General features: G+C 71.3%; 13 protein-coding genes and 1 pseudogene. 8 read left to right on the top strand and 6 right to left on the bottom strand.

The genetic code is table 11. The annotated features are described in order from the left end of the window. Positions 1–300 precede the first annotated feature (300 nt). The 6 genes from ACFWR9_RS28650 to ACFWR9_RS28625 all read right to left on the bottom strand — a co-directional run bounded on the left by ACFWR9_RS28650 (position 301) and on the right by ACFWR9_RS28625 (position 6,367). Positions 301–681, bottom strand: a complete 381-nt coding sequence (locus ACFWR9_RS28650) for a hypothetical protein (protein WP_383846848.1) — start codon at positions 679–681, stop codon at positions 301–303. Between the two features lie 102 nt (positions 682–783). Then, complete coding sequence (locus ACFWR9_RS28645) at positions 784–2,520, bottom strand: relaxase/mobilization nuclease domain-containing protein (RefSeq protein WP_383846846.1); 1,737 nt, start codon at positions 2,518–2,520, stop codon at positions 784–786. Continuing rightward, positions 2,517–2,909, bottom strand: a complete 393-nt coding sequence (locus tag ACFWR9_RS28640) for a plasmid mobilization protein (protein ID WP_383846844.1) — start codon at positions 2,907–2,909, stop codon at positions 2,517–2,519. The genes ACFWR9_RS28645 and ACFWR9_RS28640 overlap by 4 nt, the downstream gene beginning before the upstream one ends. A 318-nt stretch (positions 2,910–3,227) precedes the next feature. Beyond that, positions 3,228–4,400, bottom strand: a complete 1,173-nt coding sequence (locus tag ACFWR9_RS28635; RefSeq protein ID WP_383846842.1) for a hypothetical protein — start codon at positions 4,398–4,400, stop codon at positions 3,228–3,230. 336 nt (positions 4,401–4,736) lie between these two features. Next, positions 4,737–5,438 carry an ATP-binding protein gene (locus tag ACFWR9_RS28630; protein WP_383846889.1) on the bottom strand — a complete coding sequence of 234 codons (702 nt, stop codon included), beginning with the start codon at positions 5,436–5,438 and terminating at the stop codon, positions 4,737–4,739. Continuing rightward, the gene (locus ACFWR9_RS28625) at positions 5,435–6,367 is read right to left on the bottom strand and encodes a hypothetical protein (RefSeq protein WP_383846841.1); all 933 of its coding nucleotides are present in this window, start codon (positions 6,365–6,367) and stop codon (positions 5,435–5,437) included. The genes ACFWR9_RS28630 and ACFWR9_RS28625 overlap by 4 nt, the downstream gene beginning before the upstream one ends. A 512-nt stretch (positions 6,368–6,879) precedes the next feature. Between ACFWR9_RS28625 and ACFWR9_RS28620 the strand changes: the two genes are divergently transcribed. The 8 genes and pseudogenes from ACFWR9_RS28620 to ACFWR9_RS28585 all read left to right on the top strand — a co-directional run bounded on the left by ACFWR9_RS28620 (position 6,880) and on the right by ACFWR9_RS28585 (position 15,135). After that, positions 6,880–7,137 (top strand): helix-turn-helix domain-containing protein, encoded by a 258-nt coding sequence (locus ACFWR9_RS28620; protein WP_383846839.1) that lies wholly within the window; start codon positions 6,880–6,882, stop codon positions 7,135–7,137. Positions 7,138–7,184: 47 nt separating this feature from the next. Continuing rightward, complete coding sequence (locus tag ACFWR9_RS28615) at positions 7,185–7,565, top strand: helix-turn-helix domain-containing protein (protein WP_383846837.1); 381 nt, start codon at positions 7,185–7,187, stop codon at positions 7,563–7,565. 51 nt (positions 7,566–7,616) lie between these two features. Beyond that, positions 7,617–9,134, top strand: coding sequence for a LacI family DNA-binding transcriptional regulator (locus ACFWR9_RS28610; protein ID WP_383846835.1), 1,518 nt, complete (start codon positions 7,617–7,619; stop codon positions 9,132–9,134). A gap of 163 nt (positions 9,135–9,297) precedes the next feature. Continuing rightward, positions 9,298–9,483: pseudogene (locus tag ACFWR9_RS28605) on the top strand (histidine kinase dimerization/phosphoacceptor domain-containing protein); the annotation flags it as partial. A 333-nt stretch (positions 9,484–9,816) separates the two neighbouring features. Then, a complete protein-coding gene (locus ACFWR9_RS28600) occupies positions 9,817–10,941 on the top strand; it encodes a hypothetical protein (protein WP_383846834.1) in 1,125 nt (374 codons plus the stop codon). After that, complete coding sequence (locus tag ACFWR9_RS28595; protein WP_383846832.1) at positions 10,932–11,582, top strand: hypothetical protein; 651 nt, start codon at positions 10,932–10,934, stop codon at positions 11,580–11,582. The genes ACFWR9_RS28600 and ACFWR9_RS28595 overlap by 10 nt, the downstream gene beginning before the upstream one ends. A gap of 3 nt (positions 11,583–11,585) precedes the next feature. Then, the gene (locus tag ACFWR9_RS28590; protein ID WP_383846830.1) at positions 11,586–12,260 is read left to right on the top strand and encodes an RES family NAD+ phosphorylase; all 675 of its coding nucleotides are present in this window, start codon (positions 11,586–11,588) and stop codon (positions 12,258–12,260) included. Position 12,261: 1 nt separating this feature from the next. Then, entirely contained in the window at positions 12,262–15,135 is a 2,874-nt protein-coding gene (locus ACFWR9_RS28585; RefSeq protein ID WP_383846828.1) for a CHAT domain-containing protein, read from the top strand. Positions 15,136–15,141: the final 6 nt, after the last annotated feature.

Genomic DNA, 15,141 nt, shown 5'->3' with positions numbered 1-15,141 from the left:
CGCGCTCTAGATAGAGTATATAATAGCCCACCCCCACGCCGCGGCCCACACCCACCACACGGCCCCCTCGCAGTCCCGCGGGGCCCCCCCGCTTCCATGTTGCTGTGCCCTGGTCGGCGTCCTCGTACGTCACGGCTTGAGGTTGTTGAGAGCGGTCCGCCTCCACGCCTGGTGCTTCGTTCGGCGTGACGAGTCCTACCGGCTATCGCTTGGAACGCACACGCCTCTGTGTCAGATGCCGGATCGGTCGTCGGAGCCGGTCACCAGCGCGTGGGGTACGTATCGGCGCGGAGTCCAGGGTCAGAAGGCGTAGGGGGTGAAGGGACGGATTGGGTCGACGATGGGCCTGAGGAGGCGATCGAGCTCGGCTCGCTCGTCCTCATTCATGAGCTCGACGGCGTTGCCGAGTATCTTCACGTCGAGCCGCTCCATGAACGGGGCCAGGAACTGGTTGAGGGCATCCGGGGCTTCGTCCATCGTGCGCAGGTAGTCCTCGTAGCGCTTGTGCTGCGTCCTAGCCTCTGCGAAATCGTCGCGAGTGACCTTGCCAATGAGGCTCTGCTCGTCCTTGCTGAACGGGCGCCCGTCGAGGTGGTACCACTTGCCGGTCTCTAGTCGGCGCTCGACGTCCGTGTCGCAGAGCAGGACGACGATCTCCGGTCGGGCTTGGGTCTTGGGCATACGGGAGCTCCTCCTGGGAGTGGGTGGGTGAGACATCAATGGTCCGGAGAACCGCCGGTTTGCCCAACCGGCGATCGTCGGCTATGTTGCGTCGCTTTCCGGTCAGCGGCGGCGGCCGGAATAGTTCGCGGTGTCCTGCGGCAGCGTCGTGTTGGGCACTGAAGGCTTCTGGCGGTGACTGCCTTGGGCGAGTGCTTCGTGAGAGCTTTCGGGCAGGGCGGGCAGGTGGGCGCTGTTGCGCAGGCGCCAGACGAGGACCTCGCTGATCGAGGTGGCGGTGTCGAGCTCGCGCCGCCGGGCAGCGTCGGCCAGCAGAGCTGCCGGGTTGTGGCCGGCCTTCCGGGTGTCGTCGAGGGTGGTGGCCAGCGCGGACCAGCCGCCCTCGGCCAGGATCCGTTCTGCCAGCTCCGGTAGCACGTGGCGAACAAGATCGGCCTGCCGCTGCCGGACGCGCGGGGTCAGGCGCCGGCCTCGCTGGCCCAGTGCGGCCATGGGCTCCCCCGCAGCGGCCTGGTAGGCGGCGCGCAGATGCTCGGCGGTTTGTCGGGCTGCTGCGGCCTGCTGACTGTGGTGCTTCTTGGCGTGCCAGTTCGCCGCGGCGATGGCAAGGAAGAACGCCATGTCGATGAGCATCGCGGTGGTGGCGCCGTCTTCCCCTCGGCCGAGGGCCGACCCGCTGTGGACGAGGCCGCGGGCGGCCTGGCGCAGGGTCCGGTCATGCCCGCGTATGGCCTTCACATGAGAACGGCTAGCCCGCTCGAACACGAAGGCCGCCTCGCGGAGTTCAGCGCGGGTGTGGGCGGCGGAGGTCTTGGCCAGCGCGTCCAGCACCTCACCCGCCGCAGCGATCTGCGCCGCTGCCGTGCCGTCGTCTCCCTGGTCGATGATCAGCAGGGCCTGCCAGGTAGCGGTGGTGGCCCGGCGCCGTGCGAACGCGGGACCTGTCACGTCCGGCAGGGCGGGCCGCTCCGGCCCGGAGCCGTCCGCCGAAGTGGGCTCCGCGGGCGGGGCCCAGCGTTCGCGGATGCGGGGCAGGGACAGATCGGGTGCGAGTTTCGAACCGGAGTAGAAGACCGGCTCACCGTCCTTGTTGTGGTCGTCGGGCAGGGCGACCTTGTAGCCGAGCAGGTCGCCGGAGGGCGCGATGCGCTTGCGGAAGAGCAGACCGGCGGCGGCCAGGCGGTCGAAGAACTCATCCGTGGAGGCGGTGCCGGCGGCGGCGCGGCGCACGGTCTCGCGCAGTTCCTCACGCGCGGTGCGCTCGCGGCTTTCCCGTTGGGCTTTGTGGCGTTCGGCGCTGGTGGGTCGCTGGGCGGCGGTGCCGTCGCCGGCGTGGAGGCGGCGCAGCCCATAGTCGATCTCGATCTTGCGGGCTTCGGCCTGGGAGCGTTTGCCGTCCTGGCGGAGACGGGCCTGGCGGCCGTCCTCGCGGACGATGGTGGCGATGATGTGGATGTGGTCGTCGGCGTGCCGGACGGCCGCCCAGCGGCACGCGGCGTCGTCGCCGGCGGGGGCGATACCGGTGGCGGCGACCATCCTGCGGGCTATCTCGCCCCACTGCTCGTCCGAAAGGAACGGGTCTTCAGGGGCGGCGCGTACCGACAGGTGCCACACGTGCTCGGCCGGCCGTCGGCTCTCGGGCAGGGCCATGACCGGCTGGTCGAGCAGCTGCTGGAGATCGCCGTACCTGGCGTCGGGGTCTCGGCCGGGATCGGGGGCCAGACCGTCCCAGGCGGCCACGAGGTGTGGGTCCACGTGCTCCTCGTGCGTGCCCGGCCCGTACAGGTAGTGGAGAAGGCCGATGGTGCGCGTGCCCCGAGTGTGGACGCGCGGGATCACGCAGCCGCCTGGTTGTCCAGGTGCTGTTGGGTGAAGGCGTCGACCCGCGTGGCGGCGCGCTGGACGGCGGCGAGGACCGCCTCGGCCTGTGGGGCGTCGGCTCCGGAGTTCAGGGCTTTGGCCACCTGGTTGAGGTTGTTGCCGATCTGTCCGAGGTGCCGCCGCAGCGCGAACAGCTCCCGCAGCATCTCTTTCTCGCCCGCGATGTCCGCGGCGGTGCGGTTGAGGTCGCGGGCAGCGTTGAGAGCCGAGCGGGCAAGGAACCCGGCCACGCTCATCTGGCACTCGGCGGCTGCCCGGACGAGGAGTTGGTACTCGTCGCCGTTCATGCGGCAGCTGGGCTGGCGCACACGCTTCTTCTCGTCACGCAGACGCTCACGCTGCTGCACACGGGGCTTCGACGGGGCGGCGTGAGCACAGTCGGTGCTGTGGCTCGCGCGCGGTTCTTCCCTCTCAGGATGCGATCCGCCCTCGGTCGCATCCTGAACGATCGGCGCCCCCCGGTGCCGATCTGCTCGCGCCGCTGCCGGGGCGGGAGAGGCAGGAGCATTGCTCCCGGCGGGAGCAATGCTCCTGCACCAACTTGCTCCCGACGGGGCAGGGGCGGTCGGCAGGGATTCCTCGTGGGGCATGGAGTCTTCGTGGGGCGGTGTGTGCATGAGGCCCTTCGGGTCGGGGTCTGGTTGGGAGTGCTGGTGCTGGGGGGATCAGCGGAGCGGATCGCCAGCTGCGGGCTTGAGCTGGGCCTTGAACTCGCGGACTACTCGTCCGACGCCGTCGCTGGACACGGTGTAACCGGCGGCGCGCAGGGCGTCCTCGACCCGGTCGCGTCCGACGCTGCCGGTCTCCTCGTGAATACGGCGGGCGTGCTCGAGGATGACCTCGTCGGAGGCGCGGGCTTTGCCGGCATCACGTTTCTTCCGGGCAGCCGCCTTCCGCTCGCGCCTGCCCGAGAGGCTGCCCGCGCTGTTTCCCGTGGGCGCCAGACCGTCTTCGGTTTCTGCCCGTGCGGGCAGCACGGGCACCGGTCGGGCAGGCCGCGGTCGGGCAGCCGAAGACACCTTGTCGTCACCCGGGTCTGATGCGTGTGGGCGGGCAGCGTCCTTTGCCCGTGGCAGTGCCTCCGGGCGGGCGGAGAGCGGGCGGCTGTGCCCGCCTTCACGGGCGGGGGACGAGGCCGGAATCTGCCAGCGCGGCGGCAGTGTGACGGAGGCGAGGCCGAGGGCCTGCTTGCGGGTGGCGAGCTTGCGCAGCAGCAGCTCGTCCTGGAGCGGGTCCCCGTCGACGTCGGCCCGCTCCAGGGCCTCGTGTAGGCGTTCCGTCAGGCGCCGTTGCCGTCGCTTGCCGCGCTGTCGGTCGGTCATCGACTCGGCACGCAGGACGAGAGCGACGGCTTCGCTCAGCGCGCGCTCGCGGATGAGGCGGGTTGCATCGGCGTCCTGGTCGGCGATGCCGAGGCGAGCCAGGAGGCGTTCGCGGGCCTGGCGGACGAGGACGGCGGCAAGGCTGCGTGAGGCGGCGTCGGGGGTGCGGTGGCGCAGCTCGATGCCCATGGCCAGGTGCCACAGCATCGCGGCCATGACCGGGCCGACGAAGGCGCGCACGGTGCCGCCGACCAGCCCGGACTCGGCGTAGGCGGGCAGGATCTGGACTGCGGTGATGATCCACGTGAGGCTGCCGGGCAGGCCGGGTGCCTGCTTCGGGCCGTTGAGGTTCTGCCGGGCCATCAGGGCCGTAGCGAAGAGGGCCAGCTCTGCGGCGGCGAACATCGCGACGCGCTCGGCGGTGCCGTCCATGTCGAGGTAGTCGGCGGCGAACCGCCAGCTGGTGTCCGCGCTGTAGGCGGTGCAGCCGAGGGCGGCCAGAGCTGCGACGGGCACTGCGATGGTCCCGCGCCGGCGGTTGCTGCGAGGCGGCCGGTGGCGCTGCCGGTGGATCAACCAACCAGCGAGCAGGCCGAGCAACATGGGCGAGATGAGGAGCGCAACGGTCACCGGGGAGGCGGCCCAGTCGGGGACGAGCGGCGTGCCGCTGTTGCGGATAGCCAGGGGAGCGAGGGCGAGAGGAGGCAGGAGGGGCTCCAAGGCGTAGGGGAGAGGAGGACGAAGGGGCCGCGCGCTGAGCGGCTCCCTGAGGCGAGAGGCCGGCGCGGGCCGTGACTGGTGTGAGAGCGGCCGGTACGCGACGGAGGCCAGGGAAGGTGGTGTTGGGCGGGGTCAGGTGGCGGGCGTGATGCGGCGTCGTCGGTCGGGTCCTTCGAGGATGACGCGGTCGGTCATCTCGGCGAGGCGGGAGGCGACGCGGTCACCGAGGGTGGCGCGCAGCTGCTCCATGGGAAGGTTGGTGGTGATGAGGGTCGGGAGCATGTGCTCGTACCGGTGGTTGATGAGCCGGTAGGTCAGCTCCTCGGTCCATTCGCTGGTCTTGGCCGCGCCGAGGTCGTCCAGGAACAGCAGTGGGCAGCGCGCAAGGGTCTGCAGGTCACGTTCGGCGTCGTGGCCGGCGCGGGGGCGCAGGCGCGCGTGAAGGTCGGCGGTGGTGGTCGCTTCCCAGCGCAGACGGACCCCTCGGGCGAGCAGAGTGCGGATGGCGCCGTATGTCTGGTGGGTCTTGCCGGTGCCCGTGGGGCCGGCGATCAGCAGCGACGGGCCTTCAGCGATGCCCGGCCCGCCGGGGCCGGGGCGTCCGGCGCGGGCGATCTCGTCGGCCCAGGCGGTGACCTTCGGATGGTCGGCCAGGGCTCGGCGGTAGCGGGCGGGGATCCTGGCGTCGGCCAGTTCCAGCGCGGTGACGGGCTCGGCGTGCTCTTCCTCGGCATTAGCGGTGGCGAGGTCGATGCCGCGACTGGCAAGGATGCCGTTGAGCCGGTCGGCGAGCGGGCCGACCCGGTGGGGCTCGCGGGTGAGGGTGGCGGTCAGAGGTCACCTCCGTAGGCGGCTTCGACATCGGCGGGGTTTGTCCACGCCCTGTGGACGATCGGCGCGGTGGGGGCCGCGTTCATGGCCTCGTGCACGAGGCTCGGCAGAGTGCTGGGGTGCAGGCCCTTGGCACGGTGCCGTTCCAGGCCGGCCCGGACGTGGGCTGGGGCGATGCCTTCACCGAGCAGCTTGCGCACCTCGTGACCGAGATGGCCCAGGACGTCCTTGGGCGGACGGTGTGCGCATGCGGCGGCGTACTCGGCGATGAGTTGCTTGGCCGAGACGGCGTGGGGTGCGGGGGCGCTGGCGCCCCCCGAAGGGGTATCTCCTAGATCCATGATCCTAGGTCCTAGATCCGGGCCGTGAGGCGTCACCGCTCCCTCACTGAGCCCTTCCCGCTGCCTCACGGAGGACTCAAGGAAATCGCTCTGACCTGCTGCTTCGTCATCGGTGACGGACTTCACCGCAGGCTCGCGTATTCGCCCGGAGCCCTCACCGAGTGCTCCGTGAGGCTGCGGTGCGGTCTCCGTGATGCCGACTCCCGTAGCCGGCGCGTCGGCGCGGGGCGCGGTGCGAGTCAGCGTGTCGTGGTGCGGGCAGGCGGGGAGGCGGCTCGCGCTGGGGCGGTTGATCTTCTGATGCTGCCGCCAGGTGACGACGTGCAGGTAGCGCTTGTCGCCCGGGCCCTTGTAGCGGCATATCAGACCGGCGTCGGCAAGCTGGGCGAGGTCCTGTTCGACGTCGCCAGGCGTGTGTTCCGGACGCAGGACCCATAGTTGTCCGGCGATGATCGCGGCGTGGTCGCGGTGGCGGCCCTGGTCGTCAGCCTGGGTGAGCAGGCCGAAGAAGGTGCGCTCGGCGGTCAGGGAGACGGCGGCCAGGGACTCGGAGACGAAGGCTTCCGGCTTGATGGTGCGGATTCGTGCCAAGGGGGCAGGTCCTCACTCGGTGGCTGGTGGGCTGGTAGCCCACGGTTCACCGTCGGGCGGGGTGGGGCGGGTGTGAAGGCGCTCGGAAAGTCGGGCCGTTGACGCGGGGGCATCGATGGCCGCTCGCGCTATCCGGGGTGTCTTCAACAAAGCCACACCCAGGTCGCACAAGTCCAGCCCTATCCGGCGCAATCTCTCACGGCAGAAAGGCCGCTGAGAATTGAGTCGGCGAGGGGCGGTGCGAAAACGGTAGGGCACGATCGGCGGTTGACCAAATAGTTGCCCCGCCTCCCGAGCCAGAAGGATCACATCGACAAGCCGTTGACGTCCTGCGGGCGACGAAGCTACAACACAACACCCCACGTCAGAGGAGCTCTCTGATGGTGGGACGTGTTCAGGGGGGCTGGCCCTGCGCAGCACCCCGATCGCCTCGCTCACCGATTGAGCGCGGCGCAACATAGCCGACGATCGCCGGTTAACCAAACCGGCGAATGCACGCTACAACTGGAGCCATGGCAGCACGATCTCTGGAAATAGGACCCGCGGGAATGCTGACGGCTCGAACTATCGAGATTCTCCGCGTCGAACGCGGCCTGGGGCAGCGCCAACTCGCTGAGCGGTGTTCAGCTTTGGGCCGCCCTATGTCCAACACGATGCTGTCCCGCATCGAACTTGCCAAGCGGCGATGCGATGTCGACGACCTCGTTGCCATCGCGGATGCCCTGCAGGTATCGCCCCTCGTCCTCCTCCAAGGCCCAGGCGCCAGCTGAGCCGCCCACGCATTCGCCCCCCGACTTCCCGATCAGGAGCCGCCCCCTTGCACCGACCCACGCCCACGCGCGTCCCCCACAGGCCGTCCGACGCCCCTCCGCCTCGCCTCTACCGTCCCGAGGAGATCGCAGACGCTCTCGGCTGCTCGGCCTGGTGGGTCAAGGACCGAGCGCGACGGCGCCTGATACCGCACACCCGGGTCGGCCGTGCCTACCGCTTCACCGCCGAGCATCTCGCCGAGATCATCCGTCTCTACGAGGAGCGGCCGGCCCAGCCTGCGCAGACAGCCGCACGGGCAAGCGAACCGCTCTCCGAGCTCCGTACGCAGACCGGCTCCGCGCAACCGCGCCGCCCCGTCATTGCTCCGGCGACTCGCCTGCGGGCCCGCCCACCGCGTCGACAGCAGCAGTACGGCACTGTCGCGTGACCCGATCGAATCTGCCGTAGACGAGGACAAGGAAGAGGGAGACAGCGGGACGTGGGTTTCGCGGAGAAGCGCGGAAACTACTGGCGCGGCCGGTACAAGGTTGCGCCCGGCAAGCACAACACGGTCGTCGACGAGCACGGCAAGGCGATCAGGTTCGCCACCAAGGGCGAGGCCCAACGGGCAGCGGCCGAGGCCGAGAACAAGTTCCGTCGCGGCGACTGGCGCGACCCGGCCCTCGGCCAGGAGACCTTCGGCGAGTACGCGAACCGCTGGTACGAGGCCCAGGACCTGGCGGCCTCGACCATGCAGAACTACAAGCGCCACATCGAGGAGCACCTGCTCCCCGACTTCGAGGACAAGGCACTCGTCGGCATCCTGCGCACGGACGTCGACCTGTGGGAGAAGAAGGAGAAGGCCCTCTACGCGGCCTCCAGCGTCAAGACCTGGCGCTCGACGCTCCACCTGATCCTCGAAGACGCGATCGACGAGGGCCTGATCACCTCCAACCCGGCCGCTCGGCGACGCGGACGCGGCAAACGCGCCGGCCGCTCCCGAGACCGTGGCCCCGAGAAGGTAGTCACCGACGCGCTCGGCATCCTGCTGACCGCCGAGCGCGCCGCCCTGCTCTCCGGCCGCGACGACGAGTTCGTCGCCGTGGTCCTCAAGGGGTACACCGGCCTGCGCTGGGGCGAGATCGTCGGCCTGGAGACCGCGTTCGTCCGCCCAGGAGCCGTCCGGGTCGAGTGGCAGCTGTACGAGCTCGACACGGGGGAACTGGTGCGCTGCCCGCCAAAGGACGACAGCTACCGCACCATCGCCTCGACGGACTGGCTGTCCGCGCTGGTCGTCAACCACATCGCCCGCACGAAGCCCAAGCCATGCCCCTGCCACGGCAAGACCTACGTATTTCGAGGGCAGGGCGCGGCCCGCACAGGCGGCCACCAGGGCGCGAAGCTTGTTGACGTCGCCCGTCGTGCCGGCGTTTCGACCGGCACAGTGTCCAACGTCCTCAACCACCCCGAACGCGTCATCGAGGCCACGCGTGCGAAGGTCGAGCAGGCCATCGCGGACCTCCGGTTCGTGCGGGGCGGCGTCGTGCCGGAGCATGCAGCCCACTGGCGCAGGAACGGTTTCGCTACCTGGCTGTTCACGCCGGCGGTCTCAGGCTGGTACCCGAAGAAGGCGCCACAGGAGCCACGGCCGGTGCCCTTGCTCGGCGAGCCTTGGCCCGGCGTCCCGGCAAGAGGGCGGGGTGCCAGCGAACGAGCCGACGCCTGTTGGCTCCCGATAGCCAAGGGACTCACGCCCCACGGCCTTCGCCACACCCACCGAACGATGATGGAGGACCTGGGAACCGAGAAGGTGCTCATGGACGAACGCATGGGCCATATCGACGGCTCGGTCTCGGCGCGCTACGCCCACGTCACCCCGGGAATGCGGCAGCGCCTCAAACTGGGGCTGACCGAGCAATGGGAGTCGGCCCTCGACGTCCGACTGGCTCTGTGCCCGACGTCGCCAGTGCGCCTGCTCGGCGATCTCCTACGCGCTCGCGCGGTCGCCCTTCGGTAGCTCTACGCTGCCCCGCAGTACGCCTGCGGGGCAGTGCCTTTGCCATTGGAAGCGGCCTTCGGCACCTGTTGTCTTAGGAAGCAACTGTTGGCGAGGCACTGGACGGTTCCGGCCGTCGGCGCAGCACGCTGGCCGTCGAGGGCCCGACGCCGCCTCCCGCAATTGCGAAGCCATCGTCTGCGAGGTGCATGACGTACTCGCCCACCGGCTCACGCTGCTCAGCGTCCATACGGGCGCCTTGGAGTTTCGCCCGGACGCGCCCCGCGAGGAGATCGCCCGCGCGGCCTGCGTCATCCGGAAGATCGCCCACGAGGCCCTCCAAGACCTGCGGGAGATCATCGGCCGCCTGATCGTGAGGTCACGTCCGCCCTCGCCCCCGGCCAGGGCTTGATCGACCTCACCGAACGGGCCACTCCAACCGGTGGCCGACTGGAGTACGACCTCCAGGAGGACCCGGCGGGTTCGCGGTACGGGCGTGGCTGCCCTGGCGTGAGCCGGACGCAAGCCGCTGCTTCCGGCAAGGCACGCCACGGCCGCCGGACCGCGGCCGGCCAGCGACCTCGCCGCGACCGGATGACGACCAGCTGGCGCCCGGCCCGCCGGAGCCGTCGTCCAGTAGCGTGAACGATGCCGCATGCGACGGCACTTGCGGCTCATGTCGGCTGCCCGCGACCATGGCTGCATGTCGTCCGGTGCCGCGCCCTTCGATGTCCCCTCGGTCCTTCGGGAGGTGAAGATGATCCGGGCGGAAGGACTGGTCCGGATCCGCGACCTCTCCCTCCCTCTGCTGCGCCAGGCGGCTGCCGCGCGCTCCGCGGCCGTCACCGACGCCTGGCCCGTCGAGGTCGAGAACCTCCTGCGCACGGCGGTGTCCGGCCTGGGTGGGGGAGACCTGCAGGAAGCGGCCGGACTCACGCTCGGGCTGGCCCCCGGGATGCGTGACCGGCCGGCGGCGGACCGCCGCCGACTCGCCGCCAAGGTCTACAGCGTCAGTGTCGAACGCTTCCGGAAGAGCCATGAGGAGATGGTCCTCGGGCAGATCACCGAGCAGATCTGCTGGATCGCCGGGACACGCGTTGGCGGTACCGACGCCTTACACGTTCCCCTGCTCGCACCGTACTTGCAGCACCGTGCGCTGCGCGTGGGCCCTGTGTCGCTGACCCTGCACGTGCACCCCGTCGAACTCCTGCGTGACGTCGACGTGATCGTCTCGCCGCTCAACACCCACCTGAGCCTGCCCGAGATGTACAAGGCATCCGTGCCCGCGGCGTTGCGCCGCGCGGGTGCCCTGCGCGACGCCACCGGCGACGTGATCGCCGACCCCGTCCACGATGAACTGCTTGACTGGCGTGCCGCCAACGGCCTGCGCGGCCGTCCCGTCTTGCCCGGGACCGTGGCACCGACCGGTCCCGGCGCCCTCGCGGGAGTTCGCCGCATCTACCACGCGGCCGTCACCGTCCCCCGGTCCGGCACGAACGACTACGACGTCACCCCGCAGGACGTCACCGCTGCCGCCGCCCGCGCGCTCGCCCTGATGGACGAGGAACGGGACGGCTTCGAACCGCCACTGCGGTCGGTCTGCTTCCCCCTGCTCGGCGCGGGCCGTGGCGGCCTGCCGCCGCAGACCAGCATCAGCGCGCTGTGGGCCGCCCTCGCGGCCGACACCGCCCAGGACCGGGACGTCCACCTGGTCGTCCGCAGGCCATCGCTCGCCGACCTGGTCACCGACGTGCTCCGCGCGCGCCGACTGCATCGGGCGGGCGACGAGTTACCCGACCACGAGGAGACAAGGCACAGGTGCGTGTGAACCCCTTCAAGGTGCTCGCCGCGTGCGCGGCGCAGTGGAGCAGCTACCGGAGTCTGCTCGGCCCCGCCGCGACACGGGTGCTCGGACAGCGGCTGGCCGAGCTGCGCACGGCCGGCGGCGACCGGGACGCGGCCGCCGACCGCGCGGCACAGACCCTGCTCGACGCCCTGCCGCCCGAGGCTGCCGCCGCACTGCGGGAGGACGGAGCCCAGGCGCGGTTCTCGGGACCGCCCCCGACGGTCCTGCACCAGGGGTACGGCGTGCAGGACCTGTGCATGCTGGTCCTCGACAGCAACCCGATGGTCGGCCCGGTCTACGGCCCCGTACGCGAACGCCTGCTGTCCGAACCGGCGGCGCTGTGGCACGAGGGCGGCGACCCGCTGCTGATCGTGCTCTCCGACGACGATGGCCGCAGACGCGTCCCGCTGTTCCAGTTCGAGGCCGGGACCATGCCTTGGCAGGTCGTCCTCGACGTCAACTCCGTGCTGCGCGCCGACCTCGACCCGTGGGGCGCGGCGGACTGGTGGCTGTCCGACAGCACCTGGTGGCAGAGCACCCCGGCCTCCCTCCTCGGACAGGGCCGCGACGCCGAACTGTGCGGCGCCGCAGACGCTCTGGTGAGCACGGACACGGGGGAGTAGCCGATGCCCAAGTATCCGCCCCCCGACACCCTCCCCGGCGAGCCGACCCGCGTCGTGCTACGCGCCGGCACGCCCCTGTACCGGGTTCACACCACCCACCGCGATCCGGCCGCGTACAACTCCCGCCCCTCGCATGCCTTCTACTTCGGCGGCCGCTTCGACGGCACCTCGTACGACCGCTACGGCTACCTGTACGGCGGGTTCAGCCCCGGCGCCGCCGTGTGCGAGGTGCTGCTGCGCTCGCTGGCCTTCCCCGGTGATGGCAGCCCGCGGCTGCTGCCCCGGAAAGCGTTCGAGCGGCGCAGCCTGTCCTTCCTTCGGCTGGCCGACGACACGGAGGTCATCTCCCTGATGTCCGCGTCCGACCTGGCGGCGCTCGCACAGGACCCCTGGCTCATCCACGCCGAGGGCGCCGACTACCCGCAGACCCGCGACTGGGGCCACTGGATCCGCACCCACACCAAGCCCTGGGCGCAAGGCTTCGTCTGGCCCTCCAAGCGGGATCCCGCCGACCGGGTCGCCGTCCTCTTCGACGACCGGGGCGAGGCACCGGCGCTGGAACCCACCGGCGCCCCGCCCGTCGACTTCGGCACGGAGGAGGGCGAGCGCTGGCTCAACGGCGTGCTCACGCCGTACCTGGCGCGGACCGCGCCTCGCATGCCCGGAAGGGAGTTCTGACGTGCCGTACCCGCCCTACGAACTGCAGGCGCTGATGTACGAGCTGAAAGAGGCGGCCGGCGGGGGCACGGCCGACGCCCGGGACCTGAGCCGGCTGACCACGCTCGTCCTCGATCGCCTGGGCTGTGCGACGGGTGGTGAGGCGTTCGACCGCCTGTACGCGGACTGGCGGGAGCTGCCGAGGGGCACAGTGATGTCGGGGCTGCGGGCAGGCCACATCCTCGCCATGCTGCCGATGCTGCGGTTCGACCAGACGATCTCCGACCCGCAGAGGGAGGAGGAACTGCGCCGCGAAGCAGCGGAGTACGGGCCCGCCGAGGACTCCTGGCAGGGCATGATCGCCACCATGGGCGCCTCGTCCGGGCTGCAGCACATGGACGACCCGGCCCATATGGAGGCCGAGATCGCCCGGCTGGAGGAGGCGCGTGCCCTGCTCCCTCCCGGCAGCGCTCAGCGGGATGCCCTGGAATACAACCACGCCGCGCTGCGCGTCCATTTCGCCCAGCTCACCGGGGGCGAGGACGACTTCGACTCGGCCGTCGAGGACCTGGCCCGGTTCTCCGACTCGTCCCTCTTCAGCGACGAGCAGCGCGTGATCGGGGCGGGCCAGCTCGCCATGTTCCGTATCCACCAGGCCGCGCGCCGCGAGGACGAGGAGGCGCTGACCGAGCAGATCCGCGTGCTGGAGTCGGTACTGGACCAGCTCCCCCCCGGCCACATGGACGGCCTGAGCCTCCAGGCCCATCTCGCCAACGCCAGAACAGGGCTGGAGCTTCTCCGCGCCCGCCGCACGGGACGCATGCCGAGCGCGGACACGCACCCCGTGCCCGCCTCGCCGGAGGAGGTGCGGCGGCAGATCGCGGCCCTACCTCGCGACGCCCAGATCGACCGGCTCAGCGCCCTGGGCAACACCCGCGCCAGCCAGGCCATGATGGCCAGGGACTACCAGGGCGCCCTGGACGCCCAGCGCATGCTGGAGGACGCCCTCGACCTGCTCGACGACCCCGACGACGTGCGCTGGATCCGCTCCGCCTTCACCCTCGGCACGAGCCACTGCAGCCTCGCCGTGATGTCCGTCGCCCCCCACCCGCACCGGTTCTACCACCTGGACCAGGGCATCTCCTGGCTCCGGCACACCTGGCGGCTGGCCGCCGGGCCGGAGCACCCGAGCTGGGGATGGACCGGGTCGATCCTCGCCGATGCCCACCGGTTCCGCGGAGATGCCGCGCACCTGTACGACCCGTCGGCGAAGCGGCCCAACCACGACGAGGCCCGGCGTATCGGCCTGGAGTCCCTCAAGTCGGCGGCCTGGACGGTCCTGCTGCAGTCCGGTACGGTACACGCCGCCGAGACCGCCCGGCGCGCCGGTCAGGAGGCCGTCTCCGTGGCTCGCTGGTGCCTGGCCGACGGAGCTCACACGGACGCCGTCAGCGCCCTGGACGCCGGACGCGGACTCGCCCTGCACGCGGCGACCGTGGCCGCCACCGTGCCCGACATGCTGGCCGCGCTCGGGCAGGACGACCTCGCCCATGAGTGGCGCCGGGCGGGCGTCGTGGCAGCCCCCGGGCCGGAGGGCAACCCGGTGGTCGGCGCCCCGCCACCGCCCAGCGGACCCAACAGCCGGCTGCGCCGCCGGGTACTGCGTGCGCTGGCCGCCTCCCCGCTGCGCCGGCGGCTGCTGGACGCCCCGTCGATCGAGGAGATCGCCGGCGCTCTGCGCACCCTGGGCGCCACGGCACTGGTCTACCTGGTGCCCGCCGCTGAGGAGCAGCCCGGCCTGAAGGACCAGGTCTTCTTCGGACGGCGGCCCGAGCCCGGCAGAGCCCTCGTCATCACCGCCGACGGTGCCACCCGCGTCGTCGACCTGCCCCGGCTCTCCGTGTCCGCGGCCCCGTTGGCCGCCTACCGGGCCGCGGGCACCCCCGGCCGCGACGCCGGCGGACCGCCACTGCCGGACACCCCCGCCGGCTCCGCGGCTCGCCCGGACGACAGCCGCGCCGCGCTGGAGCGCCTGTGTGACTGGGCGGGCGAGGCGGTGATGGAGAAGCTGCTCGGCGAGCTTCCCCGCGGGTACGGCCGCGCCCCGTCCGTCATCCTGGTCCCCATGGCCGAACTGGGGGCCGTGCCGTGGCACGCGGCACGCCTGCCCGGAGGGCGCCGCGCCTGCCAGCTCGCCGACATCTCCTATCTGCCGTCCGCCCGGCTGCTGTGCGAGGTGGCCGCACGGCCCGCCGCCGCGACCCGACAGGTGCTCGTCATCGGCAACCCCACCCGCGACCTCCACCACGCCGGCGAGGAGGCCGAGGCGATTCACCGCACCTTCCACCCCGACGGCGAACTGCTCGGCCCCGGCACCGCCACCCCTGCCACCGTCACCGAGTGGCTGGGCCGGCAGCGCGGCGGCCTGCTTCACCTCGCCTGCCACGGCGTGGTACGCCAGGGCGAGCGGCACAGCGCCTATCTCGCCCTGTCCGGCGGCAACCTGGCCGCCGAAGTGCTCACCGAGGGGGTGGCCCGCTACCGCCACCTGAACCTGGTGGTCCTCGCCGCCTGCCGGACCAATGTGTCCGGACACGGCTACGACGAGGCGTACAGCCTGTCCACGGCGTTCCTCGTCGCCGGCGCACGTTCGATCATCGGGTCGTTGTGGCCGGTGCCCGACGAGGCGACATCGCTGCTGATGTACATGACCCACCACTTCATGCACCGCGACGGGCTGCCGCCCGGGCAGGCGCTGCGCAGCGCCCAGCTGTGGATGCTCGACGACCTGCGCACGCCACCGCCCGACATGCCCGCCCACCTCTCGGCACGCGTCGGGCGGATCCGCGGCGACGACCTGACGGCCTGGGCAGGGTTCACCCACCTCGGCTGGTGAGCCGGC

It is taken from the genome of Streptomyces sp. NPDC058534, from assembly GCF_042717365.1.
Classification (GTDB): domain Bacteria; phylum Actinomycetota; class Actinomycetes; order Streptomycetales; family Streptomycetaceae; genus Streptomyces.
The sequence above is the reverse complement of the archived record's forward strand: the minus strand, read 5'-3'. Positions and strand labels throughout refer to the sequence as shown.